Origin of the sequence: Leuconostoc gasicomitatum LMG 18811 (genome assembly GCF_000196855.1) — a bacterium.
Lineage (GTDB): Bacteria > Bacillota > Bacilli > Lactobacillales > Lactobacillaceae > Leuconostoc > Leuconostoc gasicomitatum.
Genome location: NC_014319.1, coordinates 723457 through 744349, shown reverse-complemented (window position 1 = coordinate 744349; position 20893 = coordinate 723457). Strand labels below are relative to the sequence as shown.

19 protein-coding genes and 1 pseudogene are annotated in these 20893 nt (G+C 36.0%); 5 read left to right on the top strand and 15 right to left on the bottom strand.

Annotated features, from left to right (window positions below):
* Positions 1–32: 32 nt before the first annotated feature.
* The 4 genes from mgtE to LEGAS_RS03615 form a co-directional block, all read right to left on the bottom strand.
* A complete protein-coding gene (mgtE, locus tag LEGAS_RS03630; RefSeq protein ID WP_010387868.1) occupies positions 33–1397 on the bottom strand; it encodes a magnesium transporter in 1365 nt (454 codons plus the stop codon).
* Positions 1398–1483: 86 nt separating this feature from the next.
* Entirely contained in the window at positions 1484–2386 is a 903-nt protein-coding gene (locus LEGAS_RS03625) for an RluA family pseudouridine synthase (protein WP_010387870.1), read from the bottom strand.
* Positions 2387–2471: 85 nt separating this feature from the next.
* A complete protein-coding gene (locus tag LEGAS_RS03620; RefSeq protein WP_010387871.1) occupies positions 2472–3266 on the bottom strand; it encodes an NAD kinase in 795 nt (264 codons plus the stop codon).
* Positions 3263–3841: a GTP pyrophosphokinase gene (locus LEGAS_RS03615; RefSeq protein WP_013231439.1), complete on the bottom strand. Its 579-nt coding sequence runs from the start codon at positions 3839–3841 to the stop codon at positions 3263–3265. Before LEGAS_RS03615 ends, LEGAS_RS03620 begins: the two co-directional genes overlap by 4 nt.
* A 259-nt stretch (positions 3842–4100) precedes the next feature.
* Between LEGAS_RS03615 and LEGAS_RS03610 the strand changes: the two genes are divergently transcribed.
* Both LEGAS_RS03610 and LEGAS_RS03605 read left to right on the top strand, forming a co-directional pair.
* Entirely contained in the window at positions 4101–4709 is a 609-nt protein-coding gene (locus LEGAS_RS03610; protein WP_013231438.1) for a DsbA family protein, read from the top strand.
* 44 nt (positions 4710–4753) lie between these two features.
* A complete protein-coding gene (locus tag LEGAS_RS03605; protein ID WP_010387875.1) occupies positions 4754–5467 on the top strand; it encodes a class I SAM-dependent methyltransferase in 714 nt (237 codons plus the stop codon).
* A gap of 67 nt (positions 5468–5534) precedes the next feature.
* Here the strand turns inward: LEGAS_RS03605 and LEGAS_RS03600 are convergent, their stop codons facing one another.
* The 5 genes from LEGAS_RS03600 to LEGAS_RS03580 all read right to left on the bottom strand — a co-directional run bounded on the left by LEGAS_RS03600 (position 5535) and on the right by LEGAS_RS03580 (position 10794).
* On the bottom strand, positions 5535–6065 hold the full coding sequence (locus LEGAS_RS03600; RefSeq protein WP_013231437.1) for an adenine phosphoribosyltransferase: 531 nt from the start codon (positions 6063–6065) through the stop codon (positions 5535–5537).
* A gap of 73 nt (positions 6066–6138) precedes the next feature.
* Positions 6139–8103 (bottom strand): single-stranded-DNA-specific exonuclease RecJ, encoded by a 1965-nt coding sequence (gene recJ, locus LEGAS_RS03595; RefSeq protein ID WP_013231436.1) that lies wholly within the window; start codon positions 8101–8103, stop codon positions 6139–6141.
* Between the two features lie 30 nt (positions 8104–8133).
* The gene (gene rnz / locus LEGAS_RS03590) at positions 8134–9078 is read right to left on the bottom strand and encodes a ribonuclease Z (protein ID WP_010382674.1); all 945 of its coding nucleotides are present in this window, start codon (positions 9076–9078) and stop codon (positions 8134–8136) included.
* Between the two features lie 164 nt (positions 9079–9242).
* Complete coding sequence (gene msrA, locus LEGAS_RS03585; protein WP_010382675.1) at positions 9243–9770, bottom strand: peptide-methionine (S)-S-oxide reductase MsrA; 528 nt, start codon at positions 9768–9770, stop codon at positions 9243–9245.
* 70 nt (positions 9771–9840) lie between these two features.
* Positions 9841–10794 (bottom strand): ketopantoate reductase family protein, encoded by a 954-nt coding sequence (locus LEGAS_RS03580; protein ID WP_010382677.1) that lies wholly within the window; start codon positions 10792–10794, stop codon positions 9841–9843.
* 306 nt (positions 10795–11100) lie between these two features.
* Here LEGAS_RS03580 and LEGAS_RS10240 point away from each other — a divergent pair, with 306 nt between their 5' ends.
* On the top strand, positions 11101–11229 hold the full coding sequence (locus tag LEGAS_RS10240; RefSeq protein ID WP_013231435.1) for a hypothetical protein: 129 nt from the start codon (positions 11101–11103) through the stop codon (positions 11227–11229).
* A 56-nt stretch (positions 11230–11285) separates the two neighbouring features.
* Complete coding sequence (locus LEGAS_RS03575) at positions 11286–12980, top strand: oleate hydratase (protein WP_013231434.1); 1695 nt, start codon at positions 11286–11288, stop codon at positions 12978–12980.
* A gap of 274 nt (positions 12981–13254) precedes the next feature.
* On the opposite strand, the gene LEGAS_RS03570 is transcribed toward LEGAS_RS03575, so the two are convergent.
* Positions 13255–14043 (bottom strand): baeRF6 domain-containing protein, encoded by a 789-nt coding sequence (locus LEGAS_RS03570; protein ID WP_013231433.1) that lies wholly within the window; start codon positions 14041–14043, stop codon positions 13255–13257.
* A gap of 237 nt (positions 14044–14280) precedes the next feature.
* On the opposite strand from LEGAS_RS03570, the gene LEGAS_RS03565 reads away from it, so the two are divergent.
* Positions 14281–15624, top strand: coding sequence for a threonine/serine exporter family protein (locus LEGAS_RS03565; RefSeq protein ID WP_013231432.1), 1344 nt, complete (start codon positions 14281–14283; stop codon positions 15622–15624).
* A gap of 153 nt (positions 15625–15777) precedes the next feature.
* Here LEGAS_RS03565 and rfbD read toward each other — a convergent pair whose 3' ends face one another.
* The 5 genes and pseudogenes from rfbD to LEGAS_RS03540 form a co-directional block, all read right to left on the bottom strand.
* Positions 15778–16617: a dTDP-4-dehydrorhamnose reductase gene (gene rfbD / locus LEGAS_RS03560; protein WP_010016847.1), complete on the bottom strand. Its 840-nt coding sequence runs from the start codon at positions 16615–16617 to the stop codon at positions 15778–15780.
* A 56-nt stretch (positions 16618–16673) separates the two neighbouring features.
* Positions 16674–17041, bottom strand: a pseudogene (locus LEGAS_RS03555) (GDP-mannose 4,6-dehydratase); the annotation flags it as partial.
* Positions 17042–17273: 232 nt separating this feature from the next.
* On the bottom strand, positions 17274–18689 hold the full coding sequence (locus LEGAS_RS03550) for a flippase (protein ID WP_010016849.1): 1416 nt from the start codon (positions 18687–18689) through the stop codon (positions 17274–17276).
* A gap of 34 nt (positions 18690–18723) precedes the next feature.
* A complete protein-coding gene (locus tag LEGAS_RS03545) occupies positions 18724–19716 on the bottom strand; it encodes a glycosyltransferase family A protein (protein ID WP_010016850.1) in 993 nt (330 codons plus the stop codon).
* Between the two features lie 20 nt (positions 19717–19736).
* Positions 19737–20849, bottom strand: a complete 1113-nt coding sequence (locus LEGAS_RS03540; RefSeq protein ID WP_010016852.1) for an EpsG family protein — start codon at positions 20847–20849, stop codon at positions 19737–19739.
* Positions 20850–20893: the final 44 nt, after the last annotated feature.

Here is a 20893-nt window from a genome sequence, read left to right as displayed (position 1 = left end):
AACATAACAAAGATTAACTTCTGATTAAAAACTCAACGCCCAACAAAATGAGAAATAAACAACTGTGCGACATTGAAATAAATCAAAACAGAAGTTAAATCAGATAATGTTGTAATAAATGGCCCACTGGCAACAGCTGGATCAAATCCCATTTTATCAATTAAAACCGGAATTAAATAACCGGCTAAATTAGCTACTATAATGGCCATGGTCATTGCAAGTCCAACTGCAAATCCCAGTATACTATTGTGTTTCCATATTGCCACAATAACAAAAACAGAGAATCCAGTCGCCATACCAACAATGATGCCAGCCAGAATTTCACTAAAAAAGTTTTTCCAACCACTATTGTCACTACCAACCGCAATACGACGAACCGCCAAAGCAAGTGCTTGCGTACCGGCATTTCCGGCAGTTCCAGTAATGAGTGAAATAAAGGCCGCTAAGATTGAAGCCTGCCGCACGAGTTGATCATATGAACTAATCAGTGTTGCTGTTGCCATACCAAGTACAAGTAAAGCAATTAGCCATGGTATGCGCTTAATAGCAGAATGCCATGGCGTATCATTAATTTGACTCACGTTAACGGCAGCCAAACCAGAATAATCTTCAACGGCCTCTTCGTCAATAACATCAACAATATCATCAACAGTAATAACACCTAACAAACGGTTCTCATCATCGGTTACAGGAATTGAGAGAAAATTATAATCAGCCACAATTTGAGCGACATCTTCTTGATCGTCACCTGCTTTAACACTAATAATACGATCATTTGTAATTTCAGAAACTGCTAAATTATCTGGATGCGTTAACAAATCACGAAGTGAAATAACACCAGCCAAACGTTCTTGCAAATCTAATACGTAAACATAACTAATAGATTCTGCTGCTAGCGCTTGTTTTTTAACCAAACGCATAACTTCATCAACATGCAGCTCCTCTTCTACTGCTAAATATTCAGTAGACATTAAGGAACCAGCTGTTTGTTCATCGTAATCAATCAATTTACGAACAGTATCAGCTTCAGATTTTGACATTAAGCTCAGATATGTTGCAACAAGCCTTGCTGGCATTTCTTGCAATAAATCAGCTTCATTATCGGCATACATTTCCTGCAAAACAAGCACACCACGTTGTGGCGGTAATTCTTGCAAAAGCTTGACAATATCTACTTCATCAATATCTAAATTATCAAACACACGCGCTAAAATATCAATAGATAGTAATCGCCATGCAACTGAGCGAAATTGTTCTGGTAAATCGGCATACACCTGTGCCATTTCAAAATCGTGTAATGATTCAAAACTTTCAATAAATTCAGTATCTTGACCTGAATGTAGAAGATCAGATAAAAATTGGATGGTTTGATAGCGTTGTTCAATTTGCTCTGCCATAATTACCCCACTTGTTTTGACATTATAATTTCTGGACAAATAGGTGCCTGCTTATTTGTCCAGAAATTATAAAAAATGCTCACCAATTATGTCAAATCGTGTAAGCCTTTTAAATCTTCTGGTAATGTTGTGTTAAATTCTCGATCAGCTTCGATAAAAGGATCATAGAATTTCATATGATACGCATGTAAAGCCTGCCGTTTTAAACCATACCATCGTGGTCCACCATACAAGTTATCGCCAACTAATGGGTGCCCTATATTTTGAAAGTGAACACGGATTTGGTGTGTCCGACCAGTATGTAATTGCACTTTGACGCGTGTCATCGGTTGCACACCACCGTCATCATAACGGCGCTCCACCCAATACTCTGTACGCGATGGCTTCCCATCATCTCGTACTTCGCGTTTAATAAAATCATCATCCATACGCCCAATAGGTGCATGAATATCACCATGATCTTCTGATAAAATACCACTGACGTAAGCCACATAGAATTTTTCAACCGTATGCTCTTGCAACTGCTGATCCATCACTGCGTGAGCAAAACGGTGCTTAGCTAATAATACAATGCCAGATGTATCGCGATCTAATCGTGTCACAACGTGTGGTACTAAATCCTCGGCATTTATCTCTTCTAGGTGCCCTTTTACTTGGTTGACTAGCGTGTGTAATCTGTCAGCGTGTCCAGGCACTGTTGTGAGACCATAAGGCTTATCAACAACCAACCAATGCTCATTTTCAAAAATAATAGTCAAAGGGTTATAATCTGCCACAACAAGATCGTTGCTCTTTTCTGTTGGCATAATAATGGTCACTTGATCGCCATCATCTAAATAGTCAGAGGTGTATACCTGCTTGTCATTTTTTAAAATCGCGCCACCATTATGTTTCATTTGACTAAACATACGATGTGAGACGCCATGTGCCTGTAAAAATGTTCGTACCTTACGCTGTTCACTGCCAGAATATGTCCATGTAAATTGCATCACTATGTCGTGCGTTTAACGATAAATTATTAAACGCTTCCCTTCATTATTTTAAAACGGCTGGCATCAAGAATGTCCGAGTACGTCATTCGATATCACTAATAAATGCACGATGCACACGTTGCCAAAAATCAACATGCCGATATGCTGCAAAATGCACTTGTTTATCGGCCACACGAAACCGTAATTCTGTAATACTTTTAACTTTAATATCACTTTGATCATACATGACCAAAAAATGGTCACTTTTTGGTTTCATAATAATTTCTTGACCTTGTGGTACTATCAATGGTGAACCCAAAGTCCGAAACACACGATTATTAATAGATGCAATTTCAGACATTTGGATAGCAGATAGACTAGGATGTAATACTGCACCGCCATTTGCCTTGTTATAGGCAGTTGAACCCGTCGGTGTTGCAACAGAAATGCCATCACCCCGAAAACGTTCAAAAATTTGATTACCTAAATAAATATCAGCAACCAGCGTACCAGTTGGTTGCTTAATAGCTGCTTCGTTTAAAGCCAAAAAATGATAGTGCTCGCCACTGTCATAAACAACGGTCATATCTAATAGTGGGTAGCTCACGCTTTGACTGTTGTCATTTACGAGACTATTAACCAACTCATCAAGTTCTGTGCTCAGCCAATCAGTATAAAACCCAAGATGTCCAGTATGTAGACCCACAAATCTTATATGATCAACTTGATCAACATAATGCTGAAAAGCACCCAAAAGTGTGCCATCACCACCAACAGTGACAACAATATCTGGTTCATTATTATCAATTATAATATTATTTTTTTTTAGAGCCAGCGTTAATTTTTTTGTAATTGCTTGCGAACTCACAGCATTGTTATTAAAAATTGCTATTTTCATTCTGATGCCCGAATCTCACTGACTCTTTGATCCCATTCAAAATTATCATCAGCTAAGATTGTTAGCTGCTCGACCATAGGTGCTGGCAAGTTATCCCCATGTTTATAGCGTAAATCATGTTCAATTGTTGCCCATACATTCATAGCAATTGTGCGTACTTGAATTTCGGCAAGTACTTTACGTTCACCACTATACATTTGAACAGGATATTCAATGACAATATGGTATGATCGATACCCTGATGGCTTAGCATTGGTGACATAATCACGTTCTTCTAATATTTGAAAATCTGTTCTGCTACGCAATAATTCAACAACTGTATAAACGTCTTCGACGTATTTTGTCATAATACGCACGCCAGCAATGTCTTGCAAATCTAAGGACAAACGCGCCTCATCCAAATGACGACGTACGATTTTTTCTTCAATTGACTCCTGTGTCTTCACACGACCTGTAACGAATTCGATGGGTGAATTTTTACCGTCTTTTTCGAACTGATCACGTAAACCACGTAATTTAATTTTTAATTCTGTTACCGTCTGCTGGTACGGAACGAAAAACCTATCCCAATCCATGCCGACACCTCTTTCTAGATATCATTGCGATATGGTCTTGACCATACGACAATGATACATGTGTGTATTAATGTTCAAAAATAAAATATTTTTAAGTCGTTATAAACAACGTGCGTATAACGATCTAATATCATACGCTTAATTTTAACACATATTTGGTGTTGATTTGAGCATATCAGTCGACAAGTAATCATTTTGCGGGTAGAATTACAATTTGGATATTAAAAAACCTATCAAGCAAACATAACGGAGACCAATCATGATTGATATTTATCATTTTTCAAAACCACTTTCAACACATTGCCTAACAACGGAACAATGTTTAACAAACATCACCAGCGACATCGCGCAACACGCGCATTTACATTTCGTCCCACTCATCAACATGGATTTCATCGCAAATTTAGAAAATCATGCACTGAATCCTTCAAAAAATCATCGTATTTCCGATAGTTCCGACATACTTTTTAATGTTATTTTAGACTTTAAAGCTGCTCAACTTGAAGGTAATAAAAAAGCACGCAACTTTTTGGTTCAATTACAACATGAATTACTCATTAATCAAAAAACTTATACAAGCACACTTGTTGCTCAACTTCTGGATAAAATTGGTATCAATCGTGCTAATTTTTTAATTAATCGCGCTAATAACGAAACAATTTCAGCGATTATTAAAGATCAAAAATTTGCCGAAAAAATCATGCAAAAAAAATGTGCAACCATTGCATTGACCTTTTCCAAAGAAAACGAAACCCAAGTATTAACTGATTTTTCTGTTAATGATCTAGTACTCGAATTTGCACCACACCTAACGCCAACAGTTGATACAGACCGTCTATTACAGAGCCTAAAATCTTATGCTTATTAACAATAAGCGTTTATACTTAACATATTTATGCCATGGAGGTCAACGTGCTATCACAAATGATGATTAGCGAATTAACCGGTTATGCGACAAAATTTCAGAATCACACGATTGCTTATCCAAAAATACTGGCTGCCCTATCAACATTACAGGCCCTTAAAAGAAAGCAACTGCCCTTGATGCCGTTGCCTTCACTTGCTTTTAGTGAGTCACAAATTCTAAAAGATTTACGGCTCATGCCAGTTGATGACTTGCTCTCTGAATTTCGGCAAACCTTGATTACTGATTTTGGTATTTGGCACCTACCCAATCAACGTTGGATAATCGATTTACATCATTTCATTGCGGGTCGACGAGTACTTGAGATCATGTGCGGTAATGCCATTATGACATATGCACTAAGGGCAATGGGTGATAACATTATCGCAACCGACAATTTTGCCTGGCAAGGTCAAGATATACAAACGCCTAAACCTTGGACCCAAGTAACCCAAATGTCCGGGCTAACAGCAATTAATACCTTTCCATTTGATGTCGTTATAATGAGTTGGGCCCCAGATACCGATACTAGTGATGTCACCATTTTATCAGCGCTTCGTGAGAAGCAATTCACCGGTGACTTCATTGTTATTGGTGAAAAAAATCAAGCCACTAATTCAAAAAAATTTTGGCAAATTGCTGACCTTACCATCTCAAAAACTTTAAATCAGCATCATCAACAATTTGATTTCATTCATGATCAAGTTTTTATAGTTAAATGATCAACGAAAAGGCTTCAAAGCTGCTAGAAAAATCTAACAGCTTTGAAGCCTTTTCTTGTGTCATTTTTTAATATGTCATCAAAGACAAAAATGGAACATCCCCAGCGCGCATGATTTTTTCACGACCTTGTAAATCTTTTAATTCAATAATAAAAGCAACTCCGGCAACAACACCACCAAGTTCCGCGATAATTTCACGTGTAGCATTAATTGTACCACCAGTAGCTAATAGATCATCAACAATGAGTACACGTTGACCAGGCTTAATAGCATCCTTATGAATTTCAAGCACATTTTCACCGCCATATTCCAAGGAGTAAGACGCGCTCACAGCCGCACGAGGTAATTTACCACCCTTGCGTGCTGGTACAAAACCAATATTTAAAGCATATGCTAACGGTGATCCAACGATAAAACCACGCGATTCAGGTCCTGCAATTAAATCGATTTTTAAATCTTTAGCAAAATTAGCGATTGCATCAATCGTCTGTCTATATGCGACGCCGTTTCCCATTAATGGTGATAAATCACGAAAACTCACACCTTCTTCTGGAAAATTTTCAACTGTTGCAACATAATTATGTAAATCTACTGTCATTTTTCTCTCTGAGTGCTACGCAATGCTAACGAACACGTTTCCATATTCAACACTCATGCTTTCTATTTAATCATTAACGGTTTGCTAGAAATTTATGATAAGTTTTTGACGTTGTCAATGTCTTTTGTGGTGCATTTGGAATCACTTTTACAAAACCGCCATCAATCACTTTTACAAATCCTAATTCAATAAAGACTTGTACCATAATATTAAGATCGTTTTTAGTAATATTTAGCTGCTCTGCTATTTTATCCAAATTTTGTGCAAAATTCAAGTCCTGATGCGCATAAATAAATTTATAAACATGGCCAAAAAATTTCTTATGTGCATCATTTTCAACTATAGGTGGCATAGAAACGTCTGTCAACAATAATTGTAATCTTTTCTTACCACGAAAATAGTTCAATCCCATTGTTGCGACAAACGATATATTGGCTGGATGAGCAACAATCGTTGTCCACTCAGGATGATTAAAACCAACTGCCTCAATTTGATTAGCAAGTGTTAACTTAAGATGTTGGTTTGTTGATCCCATCGTGACAGCCTTTTCAATTGTTGGTTCTTGTACACCAAAAGTTGGCTGCACATTGCCTGTCCCAAAGGGTTCTAATAAAGTTAATCCTTCATAGACGGGTATTGCCATTTTAGATACCGGTAACATCATATTAACAGCTACTGATATTTCAGGCACATCAAGGGTTGGTAACACTGCTAGTTGTTCGCGTAATGCAGACAAGTTTTCCGGAGATATTGCCAACCCTAGTGCACTGGCGTGACCACCAAATGTATCATAAAACGAACGATATTGACCCATCAATTGATACAAATCAAAGTTATTGTAAGTGCGACCTGAGCCTTTGTAGATGCCATCTATTAAACTCAACACAATCACTGGTTTATGCAATAATTCAACCAATCGACTTGCCACTATACCTAGGATTCCTTGATGCCAGTTTTCACCTGCAACAACAAGCACTTGATCGTTAGCATGTTTATCCGATAACGCGATTTGTTTGGCAGCGCCAAACACTTCTTCTACAAATTCTTGACGTTGCGCATTGATTGCCTCAATTTGTGAGGCAATTTCAGTGGCCTCATCAGAATCTTGACTTAGCAATAAATCAAGAGCTAACTGAGCATCGCCTAAACGACCAACGGCATTCAAACGTGGTGCAATTTTGAATGACACCGTTTCTGAAATAATGGGTTGATTCACCATTTGCCCAGCATTTTTAAGTAATGCGACTAACCCTGGACGTGGATTGTCATTTATTTGTTTCAACCCCCATGACACTAATGTTCTATTTTCGTCTGTCAATGACACCATGTCGGCAATTTCGCCTAAAGCCACCAAATCCAACATTTCTGTTGGTAATTCACTTTTATCTGTGATTGATTGACCATCTGTTAAAAGCGCTTGTGCAACCTTGAATGCCACACCAACACCTGACAAGTCATCGAATGGATAATGACCGTCTGGGTGTCTTGGGTGCACAATAGCATAGGCCTCAGGTAAAGTGGGCGGCATTTCATGGTGGTCAGTAATAATCACATCGACACCTTGACTCATTGCGTAAGCAACTGCTTCATGACCACTCACACCATTATCAACAGTGACAATAATTTGCGCGCCTTCAGCTATTAAACGCTTATAAACATCAATATTTGGACCATACCCATCTTTAAAACGATTAGGTATATAGGCAGTTACGTCAGCACCTAATACTTCGAGCGCCTCAACCATGACTGCGGTACTTGTCATGCCATCTAAATCATAATCGCCATAAACAACTATTTTTTCACCACCAAATGCTGCTTCAGTAAGCCGTTCAAATGCTTTATCCATGTCATGTAGTAGCATCGGATCATGTAACTGATCAATACTTGGTTGCAAGTACTGATAGGCTGCTTCAGGGGTTATAAATCCTTTTTGAGCGACAACGGTTGCAGTTAATGGATCAATATTTAGTTTTGTTGTGAGTTGACGTACTGTCTTTTCTGTTGGCTGTGGTAATATATGCCAATTGTTTTGACTCATTGTAACCTTCTTTAATGTGTAAGATCAGCCTTACACCTCTTTTTTAAACGGGATATCGATCACATCAAAATCTCTAGCAACGGTTGTATTTGGAAAAATACGACGCACATCAGTAATTAATGTTTTGACCATTGGACCAATATATCTTGCTGATAAATGCGTCAACACCAATTTATCGACTTGTGCATTATGCGCTGCCATAGCTGCATTAACACTCGTTGAATGCGCATGAGATTTGGCTAACTTTGCTTCCTCATCTCCAGCACCATAGGTACTCTCATGTACAAGTACGTCTGCATTGTGAGCTAATATACCAATATTATCATTGGGCCGAGTATCTAAAATAAACGTCACAACGCGCCCTTTTTGGGCCTCACCAATGTAATCATGACCATCCAACCGACGACCGTCTGGTAAGATTACTTTTTTCCCAGCCTTTAGTTGTCCAAAGATTGGTCCTGAAGGGACACCTTCGTGCCGTAACTTATCAACAAGTAATTCACCTGGATGATCTTTTTCTTCAACACGATATCCCCAAGTTTCAATACGATGTCGCATCTTTGCGGCGATTACACGAAATGTTTTATCTTCAAAAATAACACCTTCAACGATTTCAGTATAGACCACAGGATATGACAAACGTGTTTCTGAAACACGTAGGGCTGTTTGCACAAATTCTTTAACCCCTTTTGGGCCATAAATTGTTAGTGGTTCATTTTTATTAGCGCCTTGAAAAGAACGGGAACTCAAAAAACCAGGTAGCCCAAAAATATGGTCACCATGTAAATGTGATATAAATATTTTTTCAACTTTACGTGGCCGTATGGTTGTTTTTAAGATTTGATGTTGTGTGGCTTCACCAACATCAAAAAGCCATACCGCATTGCGTTCATCAAGTAAGCGCAATGCAATACTAGTAACATTTCTAAATTTTGATGGTTGGCCTGAGCCAGTTCCTAGGAATTCAAGTTGCATGGTATTTTGATCGTTGCATCCGACAAAAAATAGCACTTCGGATGCAATGTATTCTCCTAATCAATTAGATGTATGTGGATCATCTATAACTTATCCATTTTACCATATAACAGCCTCTAATGAAGTCACAATCCAAATACAACATAAAAAACAGCTTTCGCTGCTTAATTTTTATGCCAGTTCTTTTGTTGAAACGCCAAACGTTGCGACATTTCTAATGCTTCACGTGTTGGATCTTTTTTATAAAAATCCTGGTGATATTCTTCGGCTTCATAAAAGGGTTTAGCATCCTCAATTGTCGTTAAAATAGGTTTATCAAATCGACCAGAAGCGGCTAGTGCTGCTCGTGACTTTTCAGCAATTTGACGTTGTGTATCATCTGCCACAAAAATAACTGGTCGGTAACTGTCACCACGATCTTGAAATTGACCCATAGCATCAGTTGGGTCAGTTTGTTCCCAATAAATCGATACTAATTCAGCATACGTTAATTTTTTAGGATCATACACTATTTTAACAGCTTCGGTGTGACCCGTGGTATGTGAACTAACTTCTTCATATGTTGGATTAATAGTATGCCCACCTGTATAACCTGATCGCACTTTCTCAATCCCTGGTAATGAATCAAATGGTTGTACCATGCACCAGAAACAACCGCCGGCAAAAATCGCGGACTCAAATTTTTGTGTCATATTATCCTCCATATAACCATATTCTAAAAATTACAAACAATTAGTTTTTCACATCATACTATAATTTAAATTAAATTTCAAAGGTTTCTTGTTTTTTAGCTAATTTAACACGTTCAATGTCTTCCTTAGCATGAACAAGCGCTGTTACTAACGCATTAAATGGTGTATCAATGTGTTCTTGTCGACCAATTTTAGCAAAAAAGCCATTCAGAAAATCAATTTCGGTGCGCTTGCCATTTTGAATATCTTGATACATTGATGGATAATGATTTCCCGCATTTTCGGGTTTTAAGAGGTCAGTTAAATCATTCATGATATCAGTGATATTAACCTTAACGCCTTGCGTTGCACCAACTTTTTGAATTTCATCAAGTATCTGCAATGCCAAATCCATCCCATTGCCTGCTGTCCCAAATTCTGCAATATTGGCATTTAATAATACGGATAATGGATTTAAAACTGAATTAATGCCTGCTTTATGCCAAATAGCGGTTAAAACGTCTTGCGTAATTTCAACATTTAAACCAGCTTGGTTTAAAGCCGCAGCTACAGAAACAGCATCAGCATGTCCAATCGCTTGTAATTTAATTGAACCCGTCCCAGTTGTATGTATTTCACCAGGCTTAACAAGTGAAGACGTCCAAAGTGTTACACCAGCTAAAATTTGATCTCGAGCGACGTGCTTTTCAATGACCTCAATATTACCCAAACCATTAGATAAAACTAACAATTGTGTTTTCTTAGTAATAATTGGGGCAATATCTGTCAACATGCGGTCTAATTGCGGGGTCTTTGTCAATAAAATAATTAACTCAAATTCACCAGTAACCTCTTTTGGCGTTACAACTGGTACAAAGTATTTTTTGGGTGGTAAATCATCGTGCACAACTGTTAAACCATTCGTATTGATTGCAGCAATATGTGCTGGCCAACCATCAATACCAGTCACTTCGTGCCCAGCCTTTTGTAGCTTCACACCTAATCGTGAGCCAAGCGCACCAAATCCTGCAATTGCTATTTTCATGCTTAATTATACTGCGTACGCGATTGCATACGCTTCCTCCATTTCGTTTAGGTCAACTTCGTCCCAATTAATTCATTGAAACAGTGCTAATATCAGCAATATTACATATCTAGCTTATCATATTTTCGACTGGCATGTTTAGATTAACCATCCTTTTTTCAAGGTAATACCGCCTTTGTGTCTATATTATTTATTGAAAGCACAAATCAGTTATTGTGACATGAAAGCGTTATAATAGATGTTAAGAGAGTTTGATCAGCTGTGATCAATCATCCAATACTTGCTTTTGAAAGGCGGTTTGAGTTCATGAATAAATCTTTAAGGACACTATTATTTGTTACTGGTTCACTAGTCATCATTGGTGGCTATTTGGCAAAGAAATTGTCACTTTTTAAGTGTGACGATTCAGAGGATTATAAAAAATTTGAAAGTTAATATGAGCCATTTTGGGCTTGTTAATTCAGAACTATTTTATGAATAGGAGATTTCTAATGCGCAAAAAGAAAGCTGTAATGATCGGTGCTGGCATAGCTAATATGGCAGCTGCCGTGTATTTGATTCAAGAAGGTCATTGGTCAGGTGAAGATATTACTTTTTATTCGCTTGACCAGCATGGTTCTAATGATGGTGACACAACTGAAGCTGCCACTGATGATTACTGGAATCAAAATCACCCCTTGGAAAACAACAAAGGTTATGTTGCCCGAGGTGGTCGTATGCTAAACTACCGGACCTATGTCGACTTGATGGATTTACTCAATCGTATCCCCTCAGCGACTGAGTCTGGTATGACGGCCGCAGAGGATACACGTGATTTTGATGCCAAACACCCAACCTTTGATAAGGCGCGCCTTTTGCAGCCTGGCCATGGTATTCTCAACGCCAGTAAATTAGGTTTCAATCGTTTGGATCGCCAGTTGTTAACACAATTAATTTTAATGCCTGATGAAGATGAGACAAAACTAGATAATATTACTATTGCACAATATTTTGAAAACGATCCACATTTTTTCGAAACAAATTTTTGGTTTATGTGGGAAACAACTTTTGCTTTTCGCACACAAAGTTCAGCACAAGAACTACGTCGTTATATGCATCAAATGATCTATGAATTTTCACAAATCGAACATCTAGTTGGTGTTAATCGCACACGCTATAATCAATATGAGAGCATCATGTTGCCCTTAATTAATTATTTAAAAGCACAAGGTTGCCAAATTATTTTAGATCGTCGCGTGATAGCCTTCGAGTTTAAAGAAACATCGATGACAGACGAAATTACTGTAACTGGTTTAAAAATGATCAATACAACCACAAACGAAACGGCACATGTGCCAATTGATAATGACACTGGCGTTTTATTTACAAACGGATCTATTACAGATTCTGCAACGCTTGGTGATTACAACACACCTGCGCCAGAAAATATGGATTATGGTGCGGCATCTAGTTTGTGGAAACAAGCAACCAAACACTTCTATAATCTTGGAAATCCTGACAAATTTTTCTCAGATCGCAATGCAAGTGAATGGGTCAGTTTTACACTGACAACTAAAAATCATTTATTATTAAACGAAATTACACGTATCACAACACAGTTACCTGGCAATGCACTCAATTCATTCTTATCTACAACGCCGATAACACCATTAGGACAAATTGACGTTGATATGTCAATTGTTGCTCATCATCAACCTCATTTTACAAGTCAACAGCCCAACGAAACGGTTATTTGGGGATACTTCTTGTATCCTAGAAGAGACAGCTTGCTTTTTGAAAAACCTTACTTAGAATTAACCGGAAAAGAAATGGTGCTAGAATTAATTTCACACTTATCTCAAGTTGACCCCGGTCCAATCAACATTAAAGATCGCGAATCAGAAATTTTAGACAGCGTTGTCAATAATATTCCTGTCTACATGCCTTATGCTTCGGCACTATTTAATAATCGTGCTAAAATAGATCGTCCGGAAGTCATTCCAGATCATTCAACTAATTTAGCTTTCACTGGAGAATTTGTTGAACAACCCTATCAAATGGTATTTACGGAGCAAAGTGCAGTTCGTTCTGGTGAAATTGCAGCCTATCATTTCGCCGGCGTACCTATGAGCAAACTGGTTAAAACCCCTAAATATGATCATGACATTAAGACATTACTTAGAGCAACAAGAAAGATGTTTTCTTGACTGAAAAAATCATCTGAATAAAATAAAAAAACAGTTACTTTTTGAATGGCATTCAAAAAGTAACTGTTTTTATATTGTTGAATCCATTTTTTCTAAATGATTAGGCCAAAATAAGCGAAACATTGTTTCAAAATAGCGTGATTCATTTTGTATCGCACCTTTTTGACAACTTTTCCATAAAAAGAACCCCTTAATTCAGATTTCCCCAAATTAAGCGGTTCACTTCAAATTTCTTATCATTTATTCGTATCTTTAAATGGTGACTACCGTCTAATTATTTAAACAGTTTCTGGTAGGCTTCATAAATATCATTTGTTGCATTAAAGTGACCATCAATTTTTTTATCAATGAGTTTAACTTTTAGATTCTTCCCAATAGCCTCTGTAAAGGTACTCATGTTCTGAGATGCACCGCCCAATATAATCGGCATGCCTTTAAAGTTAGTATCAATATAGCTGACAATATCTGGCGAGGCAGCTTGGTAAAATCTTATCTGATCGTTCTTCTTTATTTCTTTTGCTGGATTGTGTCCATGTACTGACACAGATTTGTTGCCGACAGATACATGATTGCTCTCACCTATACGAAATTCAGTGCCCAGATACTTCTGTAATGTTAACTCACCAAAATCTTTGGTTATGTCTTGAATACCACGGTCATCTACTAGATAAACAGTAATTGTCTCATAATCAACATCAAGAATTAAATTGGTTGGAAACTTAAGACTCAAGGCTTCTAGTCTTTCTAAGCGAGGCGTTTTGTCAATGACGATCTCATCGTCTTCAATCTCCAAGTGTGGACTCGTGTAGACGTGTACCTCGTCTCCCATCACAAAGATAGCTGATGTTACCTGTCGCATTTCAGTTAAGCGGTCCTTTGCCATGGCATCTTCAAATGACTTTATATTAATATCGACACTGATTTTTTTCTGAATTTGATTTAAACGCGACTTGTTCTCCGAAAAATTATCGTTAGATCTAAAATAGATACTAACAGTCCGGTCAATGTGCTTGCTTTGCTGAGTCACGTTCTTCATGAATTCTTCTAAATAGACACTTTTCATAAGTTCCTCCATTGTTCTGCCTGCTTCGATTTATATTTCATCTATAATTATATCATAAAAGCAATGTAAACGTTTTCACAATTTAATACAGTTGCTTTCGTTTTATCTCTGCCAAAAAGTAGCATTAAATGCGTTCAAGGTTTAAAATAAAATCAAGGTTATAATGATTCTATCATGCACACTGACGCGCCACTCATACTATCTTGGTATTTAATATCATTTAAATTGGAAGCAATAATGGATAAATTTATTAAACAGCAAACATCTCTTTCACAATCTCATCACATGGCAATTCCTTGGCAAAGTCTGATTCAAAACGATAAGCAACCAGCTAAAGACGCCAGTTTGCCAGAACGTGCTTCAATTGTTGGTCGTATTGGCATCCAAATGTTGTCATGTGGTACTGGTGCATGGCGCGTTCGAGACGCAATGAATAAAATAGCTAGAAAATTAGATCTCAGTTGTTCTGCTGATATTGGTTTAATTAATTTAACATATACTTGTTTTAGTGATGGTCATAGCTATACACAACAACTATCATTACCTAATACTGGTGTAAATACTGACAAATTAAACACACTAGAAAACTTTGTCAAACATATAGGCGATACTTTTTCGACGTTAACCGTACGACAGGTTCACAACAAAATCAACGACATTCAAAACAAGCCCAAACAATATTCGCCTATAGTCGCTGGCTTAGCAGCTGCTCTTGCATGTAGTGCCTTTATTTTTCTACTTGGTGGTGGCATACCAGAAATGATCTGTTCTTTTATCGGTGCCGGTATTGGTAATTTTGTCCGCGCAACCCTAGGAAAACACACGATTACTACGCTCGTTGGTGTCGCTATCAGTGTTGCCATTGCCTGCTTAGTCTATATGTTTGCCTTCAAAATATTTGAAACCTATCTTCATGTCTTAGTCCAACATGAAGCAGGTTATATTGGCGCAATGTTGTTTGTTGTCCCCGGTTTCCCTTTTATTACCAGTATGTTAGATATGTCAAAATTAGATATGCGCTCCGGCTTAGAAAGATTAACCTATGCTATCATGATTACTCTGGTTGCAACCCTAGTTGGTTGGTTAGTCGCGTTATTTTTTGATTTTCGACCTGAAAACTTTTTACCACTCGGACTATCCCCCATCGTTATTGGCTTACTCAGATTACCGGCCAGTTTTTGCGGTGTCTATGGTTTCTCCATTATGTTTAATAGTTCACAAAGGATGGCTATTGTGGCTGGCTTTATTGGTGCACTTGCCAATACTTTACGCTTAGAATTGGTCGATTTGACAACCATTCCACCAGCAGCAGCGGCATTTGTTGGTGCACTTGTTGCTGGATTAATTGCTTCAATTGTCACACGTTACAACGGCTATCCCAGAATTTCATTAACGGTCCCAGCAATCGTTATTATGGTTCCTGGCTTATATATTTATCGCGCAATTTACAATATTGGCACAAATCAGATAGCAGTTGGCGCGCTTTGGATGACCAAAGCTGCTTTAATTATGATGTTTTTACCCCTTGGTCTATTCGTAGCACGTACACTGCTAGACAAAAATTGGCGCCACTTTGATTAATATTAGTGTTTAATATAATTGTTATTATGCCATTCAAACAATTTCCCAAAAAAAAGGCCCTAGTCAGGCCTTTTTTTGATGTGTCCACACACTGTTATTACTGATGGGGGCAGTCACATGACACGCGACTAATGCTATTCAGATAGGGCTTTTTTAGTCCAGTCCCATCAAAAACGCATTCAAAGCTTCACGCCAATTCAAAATTTCAAATCCAGTGGATTCAGCTTTATCTAAGCTCATGACAGAATGTCTTGGCCGATAAGCCTTTTGCGGGAACTCGGCACTTGTGACTGGTGCAATTTCAACATCAGTGTTTTTCAAAATCTCACGGGCAAAGTCAAACCATGTTGTTGTCCCCGTATTAGACAGATGATAAACACCATAAGTTGCCTTAACATCAACTAAATGTAACATGAATTCAGCTAATGTTCGCGTCCAAGTTGGTCGGCCTAATTGATCATTAACAACTGTTAACCTAGGATGTGTTGTGGCTAATCGCTGCATTGTATAGACAAAGTTATTCCCAAACTCACCAAATACCCAACTGGTACGTACAATATAAGCATCAGCGCCACTTTCCGTGACTGCTAATTCACCGGCTAACTTAGCACGGCCATATGCGTTTTGCGGGTTCACCGGATCTGTTTCAACATAATCATTATTTTGGGTGCCATCAAAGACATAATCTGTGGATACAGCTACTACCTTAGCTCCAATTTTTTTAACCGCATCAGCGACATTTTTAGTGCCATTAACGTTCACTTGCCAATTCACTTCACGGCCGTCATCTTCTGCCAAATCAACTTTAGTATATGCAGCAGCATGTAATATAACATCTGGCTTGACTGATTCAAAAGTTGCAAGTACTGCTTCACGGCTTGTAATATCTAATTGTGTCGAGTCAAAAGCCACAAAATCTAGTTCACGTTCACGCAATAACTTTTGTAATTCTTGACCTAATTGGCCGTTTGCACCTGTGATTAAAAACTTCATTTTACTTCTCTCCCTCATAGACAAAAAACTCACATGATGTGAGTTTTTAATCGTCTTTACTGGTTGTTTTGCGCGTACTTATCTTCAACTTCAGATTTTTCTGCTTGCCACCATGATTGGTTATCTTCATACCATTTGATTGTGTCAGCTAAACCTGTTGCAAGTCAGTATATTTTGGCGTCCAACCTAGTTCTTCACGAATCTTTGTGGCATCAATAGCATAACGCAGATCATGGCCTGAACGATCTTGGACAAACTCAAAATCATCTTCGGACTTATTCATATCCTTTAAAATAGCGTGCAAGACAGAAATATTGTCTTTTTCACCGTCAGCACCAACTAAATAAGTTTCACCAATTTTACCTTTTGTTAAAATTGCCCAAACAGCTGTTGCGTGATCATATGTATGAATCCAATCACGAACAAGTAAATCAGAACTTAGATATACAGACCACCACGTTCAGAAGAATTCACATTGACTGCAATATCGACAGCCCCAGTATCATAAAAACAAAAACCTGTCACGGCATAATTAGGTTTTAGTTGTGCTGACTTTTATACAATGTAAATTGCTGTATCACTACTATCAACTTCTAACACACCTAGCCGTTGTGCTAATTAATATTTATTGCCTAATGATTATATTTAAATATACATCAATCAAAAAAAACTTCCCATTTTAATAAAATATCTGCCTTAACAAAAAACAAAGCAATAATATACACAATAATTCCCAAAGTTATTTCCAATATAACTGCACATATAGTTTTTGGCAACCAAATATCAACCAGAATTATAATTAGAAACATAACCAAACTGCTAAATAAATACTTATGTATATTAGAAAATAACATTTTTTTAACGTTTAACTTGTTCTTTATGCCAAAAAGTAAATATGCAAGTACTATCAACTCACTAATTAAAGTTGAGATTATTGCACCATAAACCCCATAATTTCGGATAAAAAGTAAGTTTAGTATTATATTACTAATTGCTCCAGCAAAAGTTGATCCGATATATTCTTTGTTAAGACCTGATGGGATTAAGTATTGATTTGTAATGGCGATACTCCAAGAAATTAATATAATAATAGGGCTTTCAAGAATAATTAAATTACTTACAACGCCAAAACCTTTTCCTAAAAATAAAGGAACAAATTTTGATGAAATTGCTATTAAGCCTAATACTAACGGAAATGACAAAAAGTTAATAAATTGAAAAGATTTATCCATATAATGATTTACGCCCTTTTTATCTCCTTTTGCTAATAAGTTAGCAATCCTAGGCATTAATACAGCTGATATTGAAGACACAATGGTTAGTGCTAAACGTACAAGAGTATCTGATGAGCTAAAGAAACCAACCGATTTAATAGAATCCATTTGTCCAAGCATTGTTTTATTAACAACTAAATAAATTTGAGTAGCTAGTTGTGGAATAAATAACAGTAAAATAGGCATTACGTGCTTTGAAAAATGGAGCTTGTTTACATCAACAAAATAAATCTGCCCCTTTAAAAAAGGTATCAATATGAAATTTCCAATTAAAGTAGAGCCTGTAATAATTAAAATATAGATAGTTAAATCACTTTTAGTATGTACCAATGAGAATATAAGTGCTAAAGAAATAATCTTTACTGCAACATTACGTGTAATAGTCTTCTTAAAATCTTCAATGCCTATAAAATACCAAGATACATCGAACATATTGGCAACAAGTGTTAAAGACTGCGCGATTATCAAACTCGTATATTCGTTGTAAATTGTTAAAAAAAAAGCTAATAATAAAATAGATATGACTGTTGTAACAATCTTTAAAATAGCAACATCCCAAAAAACTTTTGATCGATTTTCTTTGCTATCTTGAACATAAGCAACTTGTCTACTTCCGTATAATGATATACCTAAACTCCCTAATAGAACAAAATAGGACATTATTGAATTAGTATATGAATATTTTCCCAATCCGTCTGGTCCAAGAACACGGGACACGTAGGGCATAGTTACCAGAGGGAGAATAATTAATAAAACTTGATAAGTCATATTATAAAAAAAGTTTTTTAGAACTTTCATGATTTTTCTCCCACTGAATTGAAATAGATAATATTCATTGTCCAAGACTACGCATTCTACTAATTTTTTTTATTATAAAATCAAATTTTAAATCTAAACTTATTATTACTATTAGGTAAAGAATAATATCTTTAGCTATCCTTGACTTAAATATTCCTAATCTAATTTTAGATTTTTTTATCTTTTTAACTATTTTTTTATATGAATCATCATGATTTGATACATTTTGATAGTCTAATAACAAATAAATCCATGATAAACTCAGAAAATAATTCATCCTATTCAATTTTTTATTCAGTATATATGAATTTTGCGTATACTTTTGTATATTTTCTTCAAATTTATCTAAAGCTAACATTCTATTATCGACTTCTTCATCTAATTTATTAGAAGTGATGGATCCAATCCTCTCACGTCGATAAAAATAGCCTACTTTTTCAACTTTAACAATACTTTTTGCCAAAGCCATAATAACATGTATAATTGCGGTATCTTCGTAAGTAATACCTTTGTTAAATTGAAAATTATTTTTTATGTAAAAAGACACATTAAAACATTTGTTCCAAATGACTTCTCCATAACGTTTTAGTTGTTTATCAAAATGGGTAACCAATTTAACTTTATTAGATCCATCGTCAAATTCCCCGTAATCAAACACCAAAATATCTGGTTGATTACGTTTAACAATATATTCGTTTAGAATAAATAATAGGTCGACATCAATATAATCATCAGAATCAACAAATAGAATGTAATTTCCTTGTATATATTTAGTACCATAATTACGTGTCTCAGCTAAGCCTGAGTTACTTTTTGAATACATTTTCACTTTGTGACCTACATTTTCAGTAGATTTTCGTGCTACCTTAAATGAATCGTCAGTTGATCCATCATCTACTAAAATCAATTCCCAATCAGAGTAGCTCTGTTCAACTATGGAATTAATAGTATGGGCTATATATCTCTCTGAGTTAAACATGGGCACAATAATAGAAAAAAATGCTCCTTTATTTATATCATTACTCATTCGTTTTCTCTTTCTGTCCACTACTCGTTTGAATTACTACGAATAGACTCATTATGAAAAATAAAGCTGTCATAATAAAAATCAGCCCCATTATCAAATCCAATTACAAACTTATACATCCCAACGAACGACACAAATACCAATAAAGAATACCAAAATATTTTATTGATTATACTAATTTTTACAATTAAGTAATCAATAATCACAGGATATGTAAATAAAAAATAAAAGCCATAACGAACCATAATTGGTGATGTGGCAAATACAGAATAAATTGGAAGCAAAAGCATAAAGAGCCTAATCATTAGTAATTGTTTTTCATCATTCAATTTCAGCTTGTTAAAATTTTTAATTAAGAAAAAATCAACAATTAAAAATTCTATAAAATGAAGAATGCTTGATAAAATACCCACCTCGCCATACAACGTTCCGTTTGAAGCTTCTGAAATTTTCTGAGCACCTGAACCAGATACTATATTCGAAAAAAAGCCAAACATCGATATAACATCTACGTGTAGAAATACTAAAATAAAACTGAAAGCAAATAACATTGTGTACCATAATAATCTTTTTTGAGTTATTTTTATTCTATTAATCCAATATATCGGTATTAAAATTACAGCAGAAAAATGTACAGTTGCTGCAAAAATAATTAACAACATGTATGGAACAATTTTTTTATTTAAAATGTATCTCAGAGATAAAGCGAATATTGCGACTGCTACTGATTGACGCATATATATAAAAGAAACATCTAATAAATATTTATACACAGCAATAACAATAAAGATATTAATGTTTGTCATATATTTTTTTAAAACAAAATATAGCGTAAACCAAAAAAATATTGCAACAAAAACAGTTAGTCCATAAAAATTGAATCCCATGCTTTTAATGGTTGAATTAATGAATGTCCAACCAACATCACTTCCTATTAACCCATTTTGTTGAACATAGTTAACTAGATTTAAATGGTTCAAGGTTGGCGCCAACTGGAACATATACTCGTAATTACTGTAATCGTAACCACCTAAATGGTACCTTGTTCCCGATAACAAGGCTAATAAGATAATTACTATACTAGCAAAAATATTTTTGATTGCGCCGATATTTGTAATTCCAGAGATTATCATGAATATTCCGGAAATACAAAGTATTGAAGTATAAAAAATCAATA